Annotated in this window: 14 protein-coding genes; 3 read left to right on the forward strand and 11 right to left on the reverse strand. The window is 71.5% G+C overall.

The window, feature by feature from the left end; all coding sequences use genetic code 11:
* Positions 1–12: 12 nt before the first annotated feature.
* A complete protein-coding gene (locus ACTWPW_RS06650) occupies positions 13–2,640 on the reverse strand; it encodes a glycoside hydrolase family 97 catalytic domain-containing protein (RefSeq protein WP_443168192.1) in 2,628 nt (875 codons plus the stop codon).
* Positions 2,641–2,722: 82 nt separating this feature from the next.
* A complete protein-coding gene (locus tag ACTWPW_RS06655; protein ID WP_443168193.1) occupies positions 2,723–5,284 on the reverse strand; it encodes a glycoside hydrolase family 97 catalytic domain-containing protein in 2,562 nt (853 codons plus the stop codon).
* Positions 5,285–5,589: 305 nt separating this feature from the next.
* Between ACTWPW_RS06655 and ACTWPW_RS06660 the strand changes: the two genes are divergently transcribed.
* A complete protein-coding gene (locus ACTWPW_RS06660) occupies positions 5,590–5,961 on the forward strand; it encodes a nuclear transport factor 2 family protein (protein ID WP_443168194.1) in 372 nt (123 codons plus the stop codon).
* 1 nt (position 5,962) lies between these two features.
* Here ACTWPW_RS06660 and ACTWPW_RS06665 read toward each other — a convergent pair whose 3' ends face one another.
* The 3 genes from ACTWPW_RS06665 to ACTWPW_RS06675 are packed head-to-tail and all read right to left on the reverse strand — an operon-like array spanning position 5,963 to position 8,198.
* Positions 5,963–6,631 carry a response regulator gene (locus ACTWPW_RS06665; RefSeq protein WP_443168195.1) on the reverse strand — a complete coding sequence of 223 codons (669 nt, stop codon included), beginning with the start codon at positions 6,629–6,631 and terminating at the stop codon, positions 5,963–5,965.
* Positions 6,628–7,758 carry a sensor histidine kinase gene (locus ACTWPW_RS06670; protein WP_375117282.1) on the reverse strand — a complete coding sequence of 377 codons (1,131 nt, stop codon included), beginning with the start codon at positions 7,756–7,758 and terminating at the stop codon, positions 6,628–6,630. The genes ACTWPW_RS06665 and ACTWPW_RS06670 overlap by 4 nt, the downstream gene beginning before the upstream one ends.
* Before the next feature lie 20 nt (positions 7,759–7,778).
* Positions 7,779–8,198, reverse strand: coding sequence for a hypothetical protein (locus ACTWPW_RS06675; RefSeq protein WP_443168196.1), 420 nt, complete (start codon positions 8,196–8,198; stop codon positions 7,779–7,781).
* Positions 8,199–8,381: 183 nt separating this feature from the next.
* Between ACTWPW_RS06675 and ACTWPW_RS06680 the strand changes: the two genes are divergently transcribed.
* Complete coding sequence (locus tag ACTWPW_RS06680) at positions 8,382–9,215, forward strand: DUF817 domain-containing protein (protein WP_375117284.1); 834 nt, start codon at positions 8,382–8,384, stop codon at positions 9,213–9,215.
* 57 nt (positions 9,216–9,272) lie between these two features.
* Here the strand turns inward: ACTWPW_RS06680 and katG are convergent, their stop codons facing one another.
* The 4 genes from katG to ACTWPW_RS06700 form a co-directional block, all read right to left on the reverse strand.
* The gene (gene katG / locus ACTWPW_RS06685) at positions 9,273–11,507 is read right to left on the reverse strand and encodes a catalase/peroxidase HPI (protein ID WP_375117285.1); all 2,235 of its coding nucleotides are present in this window, start codon (positions 11,505–11,507) and stop codon (positions 9,273–9,275) included.
* A gap of 33 nt (positions 11,508–11,540) precedes the next feature.
* A complete protein-coding gene (locus tag ACTWPW_RS06690; protein ID WP_375117286.1) occupies positions 11,541–11,978 on the reverse strand; it encodes a Fur family transcriptional regulator in 438 nt (145 codons plus the stop codon).
* Between the two features lie 186 nt (positions 11,979–12,164).
* A complete protein-coding gene (locus ACTWPW_RS06695; protein WP_443168197.1) occupies positions 12,165–12,494 on the reverse strand; it encodes a branched-chain amino acid transporter permease in 330 nt (109 codons plus the stop codon).
* A gap of 7 nt (positions 12,495–12,501) precedes the next feature.
* Positions 12,502–13,296, reverse strand: a complete 795-nt coding sequence (locus ACTWPW_RS06700) for an AzlC family ABC transporter permease (protein WP_443168198.1) — start codon at positions 13,294–13,296, stop codon at positions 12,502–12,504.
* Between the two features lie 62 nt (positions 13,297–13,358).
* On the opposite strand from ACTWPW_RS06700, the gene ACTWPW_RS06705 reads away from it, so the two are divergent.
* Positions 13,359–13,811, forward strand: a complete 453-nt coding sequence (locus ACTWPW_RS06705; RefSeq protein ID WP_364135252.1) for an Lrp/AsnC family transcriptional regulator — start codon at positions 13,359–13,361, stop codon at positions 13,809–13,811.
* Positions 13,812–13,838: 27 nt separating this feature from the next.
* Here the strand turns inward: ACTWPW_RS06705 and ACTWPW_RS06710 are convergent, their stop codons facing one another.
* Together ACTWPW_RS06710 and ACTWPW_RS06715 are read right to left on the reverse strand one after the other, a co-directional pair.
* The gene (locus ACTWPW_RS06710; RefSeq protein ID WP_443168199.1) at positions 13,839–14,204 is read right to left on the reverse strand and encodes a YciI family protein; all 366 of its coding nucleotides are present in this window, start codon (positions 14,202–14,204) and stop codon (positions 13,839–13,841) included.
* A gap of 98 nt (positions 14,205–14,302) precedes the next feature.
* Positions 14,303–15,358 (reverse strand): class I SAM-dependent methyltransferase, encoded by a 1,056-nt coding sequence (locus ACTWPW_RS06715; protein ID WP_375117290.1) that lies wholly within the window; start codon positions 15,356–15,358, stop codon positions 14,303–14,305.
* Positions 15,359–15,465 lie beyond the last annotated feature (107 nt).

Consider the following 15,465-nt stretch of genomic DNA (forward strand, 5'->3'; position numbering starts at 1 on the left):
GTCGGCCGGGGGTTAGCGGTTGACGGATGTGACGTGGACGGTGGTGTCGACCCAGTCGACATGCACGCCCGAGTCGTCGGGACCGGCGGCTTCGCTGCGCAGGCACAGCGTACGGACCCCCTGAACCGCCAGGTCGAAGGTGGTGACGGGGTTGCCCGCCTCGACGACGGCGGCGAAGATCTCGCGGTCGTCCGCGAGGACGCTGACCCGTGCCCGCCCCGTGGACTCGTCGTCGACGCCGACCGCGCCGGTGCACGACTCGGCTCGTCCGCCCAGGTGGAAATGGGCCTCCGAGTACGGCGCCGTGCCCAGGCCGCGCTCGAACTCCTGCCCGGCCACGCGCATCGGGCCGCCGTCGCCGGGGTTGCCCCCGCCGTTCGACTGGTCGCGCTCGACGGGGCCGTCCTCGTTGACGAACTCGATCATCGGCAGGTCCGACATCGCGTACCGGCCGGCCGTCAGCGGGGAGACGACGCGGGCGTGGGCGACGACGGGGACCACGCCGTCGCCGTCCCGCTCGACCGTCACGACCCCGAGCCGCCCGGGCCGCAGCCCCGCCCCCGGCCGAACCGCCCAGCGGATCTCGGCGGCCCCGCCATCGGCCGGGTGCGGGCCGTCTGCCGGGTGCGGGCCGTCTGCCGGGTGCGGGCCGCCTGCCTGGTGCGGGCCGCCTGCCTGGTGCGGGTGTGGGGCGGTGACGCGGTCGGCGGTCCAGCCCGCGGGCAGGCGCAGCCGTGCGCCGGCGTCCGTCGTGATCAGCGCGGTCCCGTCCGCGCCGACCTCGGCGACGGACGGGTGCACCGCGGGGGCGGGGTGGTACGGCCGGGGCGCGGCCCGGAAGACGTCCGCGCCCGCCGGCGCCACGATGGCGGCGAAACCCCCGTCCCGGGCCACGGCGACCTCGACGGCGTCCGTGACGGTCACGGTCGTCTCCATGAGGCCGAGCGCCGACGAGGCGTCGCCCGCGTCCGGCCCCGGCGAGGCGTCGCCCACGATCCACACCTGGGCGTCCGGGCCCGCTCCGAGCCGGTCCAGCGGCACGTGGATCACGCGTGCCTCGCCGGTGGCGATCCCGCCGATGAACCACCGGTCGCCGGCCCGGCGGGCGATGACCGCGTGCGTGTCGGGGTCGCCCGCCAGCAGCACCGTCTCGTCCCAGACCGGCGCCAGCTCCGCGAGGAACCGCGCCGCGAGCGGACGCGCCGTGTAGGCGTCGACGTGGTCGGCGAAGTGGGTGATCCCGCACTCGAACGCCACCGACAGCCCCAGCTCATGGCCGTCACTGGTAGTGCGGCCCGCGGCGCCGAAGGCGACCGGCGTGGCGTCCATCGCCCCGACGATGTTGCGGGTGAACGGCTGGATGACGTTGTGGGCCGCGGTGAGCGCCTGGTTCTCGAAGAAGACGTAGTATTCGGCCCCGCGAATCGCCTCGTACCCGATGACCTGCGGGAACGTACGCATCCAGCCGCGCGGGATCACCGAGCCGTGGAAGTTCACCATCAGGCCGAGCCGCGCGGATTCGGTGAGGATCGTGTCGTACCAGCGGTACCGGTCCTTCGACTCCGACTCCATGAAGTCGACCTTGATCCCGGCCACGCCCCAGGAGCGCCACAGCGCCAGCTTGCGCAGGTCCTCGGGGCTGTTGAGGTCGCGCCAGATCGTCCACAGGTGCACCTGGATCCCGCGCCGGCTCGCGTACGCGACGATCTCCGGCACCCACGTCTCCTCCCACCCGCAGTCGATGAGCAGGTGCTCCCAGCCGAGCTCGGCGGCGACGTCCACGAAGTGCCGCTGCTTGGCGAGCTGGGCGCCCGAGTAGAAGTCGGACCACCACGACCAGGCGGCGCGGCCGGGCCGCACCCAGGTCGCGCCGGCCAGCTCCGGTGCGACGGCCGGCGCCAGCTCCTCGACGAACAGGGAGGACACGAGCTCGGTGAGGGGGCCGACGAGGAAGACGCGCCAGGGTGTCACGACGCCGCGGGCGACCTCGACGGACTCGTCGGCGAGGGTGAAGCGGAGCGTCCGGCCGCCCCCCGGCTCCGGCTCGCCCGCCCGTACGTGCGCGCCGGCGAAGCGGCCGTCGATCCCGGACTCGGTGATCAGGAGATGCGTCGTCCCGTCGAGGCGGGTGAGGAAGGGCAGCCCGTACGCGCCGCTCCCCAGCTCGGCGGTGTCCACGCCGAACCGCGGGGTCTCGTACCAGGTCTGGTAGTCGAGGACCCAGCTGCGCGAGCCCGCGGGAAGCGTGACGGCGGTGCGCTCGCCCGTGACGCGGGCGGTGCCGTCCAGCGCGGGCAGGGCGTAGCGGAGCGCCACCCCGTCGCGCCCCACGCGCAGGATGACCTGCCACTCGACGCCACCGGCCGCGCGGAACGTGTGCACGCTCTCCCGGTGCTCGTAGTCGTGCTCGCCGGCGGACTTGCCGGAGCGCAACGTGAACCGGTCGCCGACCGTACGCTCCGAGACGTGCACGAGCTCCGCGTCCGTGCCCAGGTCGGTGCCGTCGACCGAGAACCCGAGCGGCACTCGGAGCAGCTCGTCGCCGCGGGTCACGGTCAGGCGCGCGCCCGTGTCCGGGTTGTCGATCCAGACGTTCACCTCGCCCGCGCCCGTCCGGCGGGGGCGTACATCGTCGCTCAACACGTTCTCCATCACCGATCTGGGACAAATCCGAAATTTAAGGCAGGGGCCGGACTGATCGATCCGGTCCGGCCCCTGGGGGTCACATCACCACGTCGAGCGAGTCGACCGTCACCCCCGCCCCCGACGCGTCCTCGATCAGGACGGTGTTCGCGCCGGCGTTCAGGGGCAGCCCGACGGTCGCGGTGGCGGGGGCGTCGTTGCCGCCCGTCGCGTGCAGCGGCACCGTGACCGGCGTGCCGCCGTTGACCGCGACCTTGATCGACGCGGCGGCCGACGACGCGTAGTGGATCCGCACCGTCTTGTTGCCGGCGGAGGTGGCCTGGAACGGCACCGAGAGCGAGCCGGCCGCCAGACCGGACACCCCGTTGCCGCCCGAGCACCCGGAGCACGCGTCCACGACGGCGCCGCCCGAGCGGGTGTTCGCCGCCGCCTCGGCCTCCACCTCACGGGAGATCGTCAGCGCGTCGATGTCCGGCGCGTAGGCCCCCGTGTTCAGGAACGTGATGGTGTTCGCCCCGGCGTTGAGCGGCACGTCGAGCGACCACTTGCCGACGTGCTCCCAGCTGCCGGAGTCCTTCACGTTCTCGGTCGCGACGGTGGTGCCGTTGACCTGGACCTGGACGGATCGCGGGTCACCCGAGGTGTAGGTGAAGGTCAGCCGGTGCGGGCCCGCCTGCGCGGCCGTCACGCCGTTGAACCGCACCGAGCCGCCGGACCCGATGTTGCCCACCTTCTGGCCGCCCGAGCAGCCCTTGCAGGGCTGGACGTCGGCTGCGCCGGCCCGGGTGTTGGCCGCGCTCTCCGCCTCGTACCGGCTGTCGCCCGTGCCGACCATGGCGAGGGGCTGCTTCGAGAGGTGGACGGAGACGCCGCCGGTCGCGATCATCGGCAGCGAGAGCGTGGTCGCGCTCGTGACGGTCTGGGCCGACACGGTGAGCCGGCCGGAGGGGTCGTCGGCGAAGATCGTCGCCGTGTAGTTCCCGGAGCCGAGGAACGACAGCGGGACCGAGGCGGTCCTGGCCGGCGACGTCATCGCGCCGACGAACCAGTCGTCGCCGGAACGGCGCGCGACGGTCACGTGGTCCCCGGGGAAGCCCTCGACGACCTTCGTCTCGTCCCACACGGTCGGGATCGCGCGCATCAGGTGACGTCCGGCCCACTGCTCGTAGGCCGCGGCCGAGTCGGCGTAGTTGACCATCGCGGAGGTGAAGACGATGGCCTGGGCCAGCGAATGACCCTGGGTGAGGATGGACGCGTTCTCCGAGATCATCGTCGGCGTGTAGTCCATCCCGCCGAGCATGTTGCGGATGAAGGGGTAGGTCACGTCCTGGCGGGCGGTCGTGGGCGGCGGATACAGGTAGTGCTCGGTGCCGGCGACGGCCTCCGAGGTCACCAGCCACGGCCACGTGCGGTTCTCACCCCCCGGCTTGGTGCTGCCGTGGAAGTTGAGCATCATCTCGTGGTTCGCCGCCGACTGGCCGATCGACTGGTACCAGCCCATCGACTTCTGCGAGTCGCTGAGGAAGAAGTCCACCTTGAGGCCGTCGATGCCGTAGCCCTTGTGCTCGGCCATCAGGGCCTCGGCGTCGGCCGGGTCGGCGAACGGCTCGGCGGTGACCCAGGCGAACATCTTCACGCCGCGCTGCTTGGCGTAGGCCGCGATCGCCGGCAGGTCGACGGTGCGGTTGTAGCAGCAGTCCATGGTCACGTACTCGAAGCCCATGGACTCGGCGAAGTCGACGTACTCCTTCTGCTTGTCGAGATCGCTCGCGCTGTCGCCGTCGGCGTACCAGGACCACGCCGCGCGTCCCGGGCGGACCCAGGAGGCATTCTCCGTTGCCGGGGGGTTGAGGTCCTGCACCAGGTCCGAGTTGTAGAGCGTGTCGAGGTTCCCGGCGATGATCGCCACCCGCCAGGGCGTCTGGAAGGGGTACGTCGCCGAGACGGGGAACGCCTGGTCCGGGGTCCGCTTGACGTTGAGCAGCCCGTCACCCGCCCCGCTGCCCTTCAGCAGGGACGGCACGTAGGAGGCGTTCGCGTTCACCACCTGCGCCTCGGTGACGACGGTGAAGTAGGCGTTGTTGTCGATCGAGGCCAGCAGCGGCATCGTCAGCTCCGTGCCGGAGTTGAGCTGGGCCGCGTTGCGGTAGGTGTAGTCCTGCTCGTAGTTCGCGTTCCACGGGGCCGCCCAGCCGCCGGTCGTCGCGGGCAGGCGGAACCCGCTGGTCTCGTCCGTGATCGTCACCGGGCCGCTGCCCGGCAACCGGTAGCGGTAGGCGATGCCGTCGTCGTAGGCGCGGATCACCAGCTCCAGCGTCTGGCCGCTCTTCGCGTAACGGAGGACCAGCTCGTTGGCGTGGTCGCGGTAGGAGGGCTTGGTGCCCGCGGGCAAGGAGTAGGTGGTGTCGATCGTGGTGCGGGCCTCGCTGACGTAGCTCAGCCCGGACCGCAGATCGGCCGCCGAGGTGGCGATGCCCAGCGGGGAGTCGCCGAAGACCTGCGTGGTCCCGGCGGTCACCGCGTACGTCAGGGCGCCTGCCGCCTGCTCGGTGAGGGTGAAGGTGATCAGTCCGTTGGGCGAGCTCACGCTGCGAGTGGTGAGCGCGAGCGCGGGGGGCGCGGCGAGCAGGGACACCAGCATCCCCAGTACGGCGGCTACGGCTAACGCCGCTGGGCGCCGCCTTCCTACCCTTCCCGACATGTGGCCTCCGGTGGCTTCACTAGACAGATACACACGGGTGAGCCAAACTATGCGCCCCGCTGAGCGCGCCCGGAATGGTCGAACCGTCGGACCACCTGGACAATCCGACTGCGTGAGCGGCCGGCATCGGGCTCCGGTGCCCGCCCGCGGGTGCCGCCCGCGCCGTAGCCTGTCAGGGCTGATCGGCCGCGGTCGGCGGGCTCGCCGAGCCTCCGTCGCCTGCGCCCTTCCGGGAGGAGCGTGCTGTGACCGGTGAGAGTGCTCACGTCCGTGCCGTCGACGCCTTCATCGCGGCGGCCAACGAGCGTGACGCGGCGCGACGGGCCACGTTGCTGGGCCAGGCGCTCGCGGCGGACGTGGTCTTCTGGGGGCCGCTGGGCCGGGGCGTCGGCCGCAAGGCCGTCGAGGGCTTCATCACCGAGGTGGTCCAGGGCCATCCGGCGGGCCCCTGCCGGATGATGCGCACCAGCCAGGTCGACGCGCCGGAGGAGTGGGCGCGTTTCGCCTGGTGCTTCACCGACGGCGCCGGCCAGGTGCTGTTGACCGGCATGGACGTGGTGCACGTCAGGGCGGAGGGCGACATCGACGAGATCGTTGTCTTCGCCGGGCCCCTGTGACCTACGAGCCGCCGGGCCGCACCAGACCGCTCTCGTAGGCCAGGATGACGAGCTGGACGCGATCGCGTACGTCCAGCTTGGCGATGGCCCTGGTGATGTGGGTCTTGGCGGTGAGCGGGCTGATGACCAGGCGCTCGGCGATCTCGTGGTTGGTGAGGCCGAGCGCCACGAGCTTGACCGCCTCCCGCTCCCGGGAGGTGAGAGCGTCCAGGCGCCGCCCCGCGCCGGGCGCGAGGTCCTGCCGGTGGGCGAACTGCTCGATGACGCGGCGGGTCACCCCCGGCGACAGGAGCGCGTCCCCGGCGGCGACGGCGGCGACCGCCCGGCGCAGCTCGGCGGGCTCGACCTCCTTGGTGAGGAAGCCGCTGGCCCCGGCCCGGAGCGCGGCGAAGACGTGCTCGTCGGTGTCGAACGTGGTGAGGATGATCACGCGGCAGCCGGGGCCGGCCGGGCCGGTGACGATGCGCCGGGTGGCGGTGATGCCGTCGGTGCCCGGCATGCGGATGTCCATGAGGACCACGTCGGGGCGGGTGCTCGCGGCCAGCCGTACGGCCTCGTCGCCGTCCTGGGCCTCGCCGACGACCGTGATGTCCCGCGAGCGGGCCAGCAGGCTGCGGAACCCGGCCCGAACGAGTGCCTGGTCGTCGGCGAGGAGCACCTTGATCGTCATTCCGCCGAGCCTGCCACAGGGATGCCGGCCCGTACGGCGAAGCCCCCGGCGACCGGCCCGGCGGTGAGCGTGCCCCCGAGCGCGCTCACCCGCTCCCGCATGCCGGCCAGGCCGTGACCCTCGGTGACCTCGGCGGGACTTCCCCGGCCGTTGTCGACGACCTCGACGGTGACCGACCGCGCCCCGTAGCCGATCGTCACCTCGGCCCTGCTCGCCGCCGCGTGCTTGAGCGTGTTGGCGAGGGACTCCTGCACCACCCGGTAGACGGCGATGGACGGCATGGCCGGGACGTCCGCGGGGTCGCCGCGCTCGTCGAAGATCACCTCCAGCCCGGTGGCCCGGGCGTCGTCCACGAGCGTGCCCAGGGCGGCCAGGCTCGGCTGGGGCGCGGTGTCGCCCGGGTGGTCGCGCAACACCGTGATGAGGGAGCGGAGGTCGGCCATGGCCCGGTTCCTGACGTCCTTGGCCAGGCGCAGCGCGGCGGCGGCCGCGGCCGGGTCCTCCTCCAGGGCGTCGGCGGCGACATTGAGCTGAACGCCGACGACGGCCAGCGTGTGGGCGACGATGTCGTGCACCTCGTGCGAGACGCGCAGCCGTTCCTCGGCGGCCTGGGCACGGCTGTCGGTCTCGCGCAGCCGCTCCCGCCAGCGCGTCACGGCGGCGTACGTGAGGCCCGCGGCGATGAGGATCGCCAGGAGCAGCCCCTCCCCCACCACGTGGAACACGTAGCGGGTCGGGTTCAGGTCCAGCACCCGGCGGAAGTCGAACGCGGAGTACGCCAGCACGGCCACGCCGACGGCCGTCACCCACCGCACCCGGGACGTGGCGGCGGCGGTGAAGTAGGCGACCGAGGCCGGCCAGATCCAGCCCGCGGGAGCTTCGCCCTTGACGAGGAGATAGACGAAGAGCCCGGCGACCGAGAGCAGCAGCACGGTCATCGGCCGGCGCCGCCTGACCAGCAGGAGTGCCCCGAGGAACAGCGCGAGGGGGATCGTGCCGAACCAGGGACTGTGGATGCCGATGGCGAGGGCGACCGCCACGTAGAAGACGACCGTGGCGGCGGCGAGCGCGACGTCGACGATCCGGGCGAAGTGGCGGACGGGGGCGGGTTCGCGTCGTGACGGCAATGCGGGGCCTGCCTCGCCGGTCAGACGTGGGTGACCAGGAGGGTCACGCCCGCCTCGCCGCCGCAGTCGACGAGAACGGGCCCGACGCCGTTGCCGACCGTGGCGGACAGGGTCGCCTTCGCCACGAACTTCTTGGGCCCGTCCTCGATGATGCGGACGTTCTCCAGCACCGGACGCTTCCTGTCGAGCCCGGCGAGCACGGCCCTGAGCCCCTTGCCTCCCCCGCAGTGCCCGGTGATCGTCACCTCCTGACCGCGCTCGGTGGTGGGGTTGGGGCTGACCTGCACCACCGCCCGGGCGCCCTTCGGCGGCTTCGGCGCGGCGGCGCTCGTATCGGCCGCCCGAGCCCCGGCCCCCAGGCTCAGCAGCCCGGCCGTCAGGCTCAACCCGGCCAGGACGGTGATCGTTCTCTTGCCCATGGCGATTCCTCCGGTTCTCATGCCGGAACGGTAGAACCGGCCACGGCGGGCCCGCGTCGTCCGCCGAACGTCACCTGACCCTGCACCGTTCGCGGTACGCCTGCACCAACGGGTGTAGACCGCCACGGCGTGCCGCCCATTTCTGCACCCGACCTCGACGAATTCCGGCGAACCCCGGCCCGGTCCGGACGATCGGATAAGGACGTGAGGTTCTTCACCGCCCAGATGTTCCGCTTCGCGTGGGCCGAGGCGAGGTCGTGCGCGTTCGCCGTCGCCATGTTCGCCGGTCTGGCCGCCTCGTCGGTCCTGCCGCTGCCGATCCCGCGCTATGACGCGCTGCTGCTCTACGCGGTGGCGGTGACGGCGGTCTTCCGCGCGTTGCGCTGGGAGAGCAACCAGGAGATCGCCGTCATCGCCGGGTTCCACCTGGTCGGACTGGCCTTCGAGCTGGTCAAGGTACGGCTCGGGTCGTGGAGCTATCCGGAGGACGCCTCCACCAAAATCGGCGGGGTGCCGCTCTACAGCGGATTCCTCTACGCCGCCGTGGGCAGCTACGTCTGCTCGGCCTGGCGGATCTTCTCGCTGCGCCTGGTGGCCTACCGGACGGTGCCGGTGACGGTGGTGGCGCTGGCCGTATACGTGAACTTCATCAGCCAGCACTGGTGGATCGACCTGCGGATCCCGCTGGCCCTCGCGCTCGTCGTGGTCACGTGGGGGACGGTGGTGCACTTCACCGTGGGCGCGCACCGCTACCAGATGCCGCTGGCGCTGTCGCTCGCCCTCATCGGGTTCTTCCTGTGGGTGGCCGAGAACATCGCGACCTACCTCGGCGCCTGGCAGTACCCGTACCAGCGGGAGACCTGGCAGCTGGTCCACCCCGCCAAGTTCGGCGCCTGGGCGCTGCTGGTCAGCGTCACGTTCGTGATGGTCGCCTCCTGGCAGGCGACCCGCGGACGCCTGCACCTGCCGGCCCCGAGCCGGCCCCGCGGCTGGGCGCTGCCGGTGCGCCGGGTCCCTCCGCCGGCCGCCCGGCGGTGAGGTCCCGGAGCGGAGCGTCCGGGCCGGCCCGCCGTGGGCCGGCCCGGACGTCACCGATCAGGCGCGCAGGTCGAACCGGTCGAGGTTCATCACCTTGTCCCATGCCGCGACGAAGTCGTTCACGAACTTCTCCTTCGCGTCATCGCTCGCGTAGACCTCGGCGAGCGCGCGGAGCTCGGAGTTCGAGCCGAAGACCAGGTCGGCGCGGGTTCCGGTCCACTTGACCTCGCCCGTGGCGGCGTCGCGGCCCTCGAACGTGTTCGCGTCGCCGGACGTCGCCGACCACGTCGTGCCCAGGTCGAGCAGGTTGACGAAGAAGTCGTTCGTCAGCGACCCGGGGGTCGTGGTGAAGACGCCGAGCGCCGACTGCTGGTGGTTGGCGCCCAGGACGCGCAGGCCACCGACCAGGACCGTCATCTCGGGAGCGCTCAGGGTCAGCAGGTTCGCCTTGTCGAGCAGCAGGTATTCGGCCGGCAGCCGGTTGCCCTTCCCGAGGTAGTTGCGGAACCCGTCGGCGACCGGCTCGAGCGGGGCGAACGACTCCACGTCCGTCTGCTCCTGCAGCGCGTCCACGCGGCCCGGCGTGAAGGGGACCACCACGTCGTGGCCGGCGTTCCTGGCCGCCTGCTCGACGCCCGCGGCGCCGGCCAGCACGATCAGGTCGGCGAGCGAGACCTGCTTGCCGCCCGTCTGCGCGCCGTTGAACGCCTTCTGGATCCCCTCAAGGGTGCCCAGCGTCGTCGCCAGCCGGTCGGGGTCGTTGACCTCCCACCCGATCTGCGGCTGCAGGCGGATGCGGGCGCCGTTCGCGCCGCCGCGCTTGTCGCTGCCCCGGAAGGACGAGGCCGACGCCCACGCGGTGGACACGAGCTCGGACACCGACAGGCCCGAGGCGAGGATCTGGCTCTTCAGGGTGGCGACGTCCGCGGCGTCGATGAGCTCGTGCGTCACCGCCGGGAGCGGGTCCTGCCAGATCAGCACCTCGGACGGGACCTCCGGGCCGAGGTAGCGCACGATCGGGCCCATGTCGCGGTGGGTCAGCTTGTACCAGGCGCGGGCGAAGGCGTCCGCGAGCTCCTCGGGGTGCTCCAGCCAGCGCCGCGTGATCTGCTCGTAGATCGGGTCGAAGCGCATCGAGAGGTCGGTCGTCAGCATCGTCGGCGCGTGGGTCTTCGACGGGTCGTGCGCGTCGGGAACGGTGCCGGCGCCGGCGCCCTCCTTCGGCCGCCACTGGTGCGCGCCCGCGGGGCTCTTGAACAGCTCCCACTCGTAGCCGTAGAGGATCTCGAGGAAGGTGTTGTCCCAGGTGATCGGGGTGTTCGTCCAGATGCCCTCGAGGCCGCTGGTGATCGTGTCGCCGCCCTTGCCGGTGCCGAACGTGTTCCGCCAGCCCAGGCCCTGCTCCTCGATCGAGGCGGCCTCGGGGTCGGCGCCGACGTGGTCGGCCGGGCCCGCGCCGTGGGTCTTGCCGAAGGTGTGACCACCCACGATCAGGGCGGCCGTCTCCTCGTCGTTCATCGCCATGCGGTGGAACGTCTCGCGGATGTCGCGGGCCGCGGCGATCGGGTCGGGGTTGCCGTTCGGGCCCTCCGGGTTGACGTAGATCAGGCCCATCTGGACCGCGCCCAGGGGGTTCTCCAGCTGGCGGTCACCGGTGTAGCGCTCGTCGCCGAGCCACGTGGTCTCGGGACCCCAGTAGACGTCCTCCTCGGCCTCCCAGACGTCCGGGCGGCCGCCGGCGAAGCCGAAGGTCTGGAAGCCCATGGACTCCAAGGCGACGTTGCCGGCCAGGATCAGCAGGTCGGCCCACGAGAGCTTCTGGCCGTACTTCTTCTTGACCGGCCACAGCAGGCGGCGGGCCTTGTCGAGGTTGGCGTTGTCCGGCCAGCTGTTGAGGGGGGCGAAGCGCTGCTGGCCCGCCCCGGCGCCGCCACGGCCGTCGCTGATCCGGTACGTGCCCGCGCTGTGCCAGGCCATCCGGATGATGAACGGGCCATAGTGGCCGAAGTCGGCCGGCCACCAGTCCTGCGAGGTGGTCAGCACCTCCTCGATGTCCCGCTTCACGGCCGGGAGGTCAAGGCTCTTGAACGCCTCCGCGTAGTCGAAGTCCTCGCCCAACGGGTTGGCCACGGCGGGGTTCTTCGCCAGGATCTTCAGATTGAGCCGCTCCGGCCACCACTGGCGGTTTCCACCGCCCTGGGTCGGGTGCGCGGCGCGCGTGTGCGCGACCGGGCAGCCTCCTCCGTCGTCCAGCTTCGCGTCGGTGACGATGGCATCGGGGTTCTCGGACATGGAATCTCTCCGGACTAGGGGGAAAACGGGTGCTCAGGAACTGAGTGCGGTGGAACAGTCGGGGCACAGGCCCCAGTAGATGACCTCGGCCTCGTCGATCGAGAAGCCGTGGTCGTCGGCCGCGTTCAGGCAGGGCGCGTGGCCGACCGCGCAGTCGACGTCGGCCACGGCACCGCATGAGCGGCACACGATGTGGTGGTGGTTGTCCCCGACGCGGCCCTCGAACCTGGCCGGGCTGCCGGCCGGTTCGATGCGGCGTACGAGTCCAGCCGCCGTCAGCGCGTGGAGGGCCTCGTAGACGGCTTGAAGGGAGATGTGGCCCACGCGTTCGCGCACCCCGGCGGCGATCGCCTCGACGTCGAGATGGTCACCGCCCCGGACGGTCTCGAGCAGCGCGACACGGGCGGCCGTCACCCTCAGGCCGACACCGCGCAGCTCCCCGGCGATGTTCCCTGTCCTGGGTGCGGTCATGCCGCCAAACCTACCTTCATAAACACGAACGATACAAGATAACGAATGCTCCAAGTCTGAGCCACGCCGGGGCCGGCTCCGAACCGTCGTCCCAAGGCACAGTTACCGCACGGAGAAAGGCCGCCTCCGCAGGTCGGAAGCGGCCTTGCCCGTTGTCTTAGCGACTGATTGCCCGGGCGAAAATCTTCAGGCCTGCCAGAGGGTCGACAGCAGCACGTGCAGGCCGGTCGCGCCCAGAACGCTGACCACGGCGTTGCGCGTCTTCAGGTGCAGCCCGATCGCGACGACCAGCGACAGGGCCGTGGTCACGACGGTCGGCCAGGAGGTGGGGCTCACACCGCGCAGGGTGTAGAGGGCCAGGATCAGCATGAGACCCACGGGCATCTGGACGGCGAGGTACCGCAGGACGGCCGAGCGGCGCAGCGGGTCCAGCACGGCGAACGGCAGCGCGCGCAGGCCCCAGGTGACGGCGGTGCTGACGGCGACGACGGCGGCCAGGTAGAGCGGGGTGGGCACGGACGTCCTACCTCTCCGGGACGGTCGCGGTGAGCACGGGAGTGGCGGGCGCGGGAGCGGCGGGAGCAGAGGGCTCGGGCGCGGGGGTCTCGGGCGCAGGAATCCCGGGCGCGGGGCGGCGGCGCAGGGCGTACCGGACGAGCAGGCTCGCGGCGTACAGCGGCATCGCGACCAGCAGCAGCTGCCCGGGCGCCAGCAGCGCGGCGACGGCGAAGGAGGCCGCGGCCAGCAAGGGGGCGGGCAGGTCCCGCTGGGCCCGCCAGGCGTCGATGGTCAGGACCACGAACAGGGCGGTCAGGGCGAAGTCCAGGCCGTGCAGGTCGAGCGGGATCAGCGCGCCGGCCAGCGCGCCGGCGGTGGCGCCGCCGACCCAGTACGCCTGGCACAGCACCTGCATCCACAGGATCCGGGCGCCGCTCCAGGACCGGGCGCGGCCGCCGGCGGTCAGCGCGTACGCCTCGTCGGTGAGCGCGAAGGTGGCGTAGACGCGGCCGAGCGGGCGGACCTGGCGCAGGGGGAAGGAGAGGCCGTAGAAGATGTGCCGGATGTTCACCAGCAGCGCCGTCATCGCGATCTGCCCCAGCGGCGCCGCCGAGGCGACCAGTCCGAGCAGCAGGAACTCCAGCGAGCCCGCGTAGATCACCCCGGTGAACACCGTCGCCCACCACCAGTCCAGCCCGCTGTGCACCACCAGGACGCCGAAGCTGATCCCCAGCGGGAACAGGCTCAACCCCACCGAGGCGGTGTCCCTCACCGCCGCCGCGAAGTCCCGCGACCCTTCCGTTTCCCGCATCACACGCATGGAAGAAATTTTAGTGCGTGCGTCGCATAATATGGTTTCACCTGTTATTGAAAGTGATGCCTATGAGCAACTCTATTAGCCTCGATGCCATCGATCGCGAAATATTGTTCCATCTGGCCCAGGACGGCCGGATGCCGAACGTGGAGCTGGCCCGGCGGGTGGGGCTGACGCCGCCGCCGTGCCTGCGCCGGGTGAAGCGGCTTGAGGACGCCGGCGTGATAGCGGGATACCGGGCGCAGATCTCTCCCGAGGCCCTGGGCCGCTCGCTGGAGGTGGTCATGTCGGTGGAGATCGCGGTCAACGACCTGCAGACCGTCGAGGACTTCGAGTCCCGGGTCGCGGCGCTGGAGGAGGTCGTGGAGTTCCGGCGCATGTTCGGGCGCCCCGACTACTACCTGAGCGTGGCGGTCTCCGACCAGATCGCCTACGAGAAGTTCCTCAGCGCGAAGATCCTGCCGCTGCCCGCGGTCTCCCGCGTCGACTCCCACCTCACCATGAAACGGATCAAGGGCTAGCGGGGTGGGGCGGCCCGCGGCCGGGGCTCAGAGCCGGTTGCCGGGCGCCTCGTGCGGGACCGGCCAGAGCTCGACCGCGCGGACCGAGGCGAAGGGCACCTCCGCGGCGATCTCCAGGGCGCGCCGCTCGTCGGGCACGTCGATCAGGTACCAGCTCGCCAGGTATTCCTTGGTCTCCAGGTAGGGTCCGTCGGTCACGGCCGGGACGCCGCCGCGCACGCGCACGGTCTTCACCTCAGCCGCGTCGGCGTTCCCGTAGGCGCCCAGCAACTCGCCCGTCTCGGCGTATTTGCGGTTGAACGCGTCCTGGCCGTCGATCGCCTCCTTGACCTCCTCGGCCGAGAACGACTCCCACATCTCCTTGTTGCCGTACATCATGATCAGGTATTTCACTGTGGTCTCCTCCGGGTGCTGCACTTGCCTTTCACCGGTTGGTCGGAGGCCACACGCGTTTCTCTACATCCTTCTCGAAGATTTTTCTCAGGATTTTCTCAGGGCCGGGCCTCGTACACGATGTTGAAGGGATTCTCGGCGACCCTGCGGAAGCGGGTGAACCCGGCCTCCGTGACCACCGCGCGGATCCGGCTCTCCCCGGCCTGCGCGCCGAGCGCGTAACCGCCGGGCTGGGACATGGCGTTCGGCACGCAGAGGAAGGTGGAGAACGCGTAGTACGCCCGCCCGATCGGGTGGAGGTTGTCCGTGACCGTGTCGCCCGCGTTCGGCTCGACCACCATCCACGTGCCGTCCGGGGCGAGGGAGCCGAGCACGTGCCGGGCGGCGCCCACCGGGTCGCCCATGTCGTGCAGGCAGTCGAACGAGGTGACCAGGTCGTACGGACCGCCGGGGAAGTCCTGGGCGGAGGCCACGTCGAACGAGACCCGGTCCGACACACCGGCCCGCTCCGCCCGCGCCCTGGCCTCCTCGACCGAGCCCGCGTGGTAGTCGGAGCCGGTGAACCTGGCGTCCGGGTAGGCGCCGGCCATCAGCACCGTGGAGGCGCCGTGCCCGCAGCCCACGTCGGCCACCCGGGCCCCGGCGCGCAGCTTGTCCTCCACGCCCTCCAGCGCCGGCAGCCAGGTGCTGACCAGGTTGGCCGCGTAACCGGGGCGGAAGAAGCGCTCGCAGCCGCTGAACACCTCCTCGTCGTGCTCGTGCCAGCCGATGCCCGCACCGGTGCGGAAGGCCTCCTCGACCCGCCGCTCGGCCCGCAGCGCGCCCACGGCCAGCTCGAACCCGCCGGGCACGAACACCGGGCCGTCCGGGTCGGTGAGCGCGAAGGCCTGCTCCTCGGAGAGCCAGTAGGTGCCGCTCTGGGCGTCGTAGCACACGTAGCCCCCGGCGGCCTGGCCGTTGAGCCATTCCTCCGCGTACCGGGGGTTCGTGCCGGTGCGCTCCGCCAGCTCGTGCGGCCGCAGCGGCTTCTCCGCCAGGGCCCGGTAGAAGCCGAGCCGATCACCCACCAGGACGTTGCCCGCCGCCATCGTGGCGCCGAGATCGCTGACGAAGAGGTTGAGGAAGTCCATGAGCTTGTCCTGGTCCAGGGCCATGACTGTGGGTTCCCTTCAGAGAGGTGACCGGTCATGGCGAGGGTCGCGCAACGCGTTGCGCATTTGTTGCGGCCACGCCGCAACGGCCCCCTGACGTTCTTACCTGG

It is taken from the genome of Nonomuraea sp. KM90 (genome assembly GCF_052246675.1).
In the GTDB taxonomy this organism is placed as follows: Bacteria; Actinomycetota; Actinomycetes; order Streptosporangiales; family Streptosporangiaceae; genus Nonomuraea.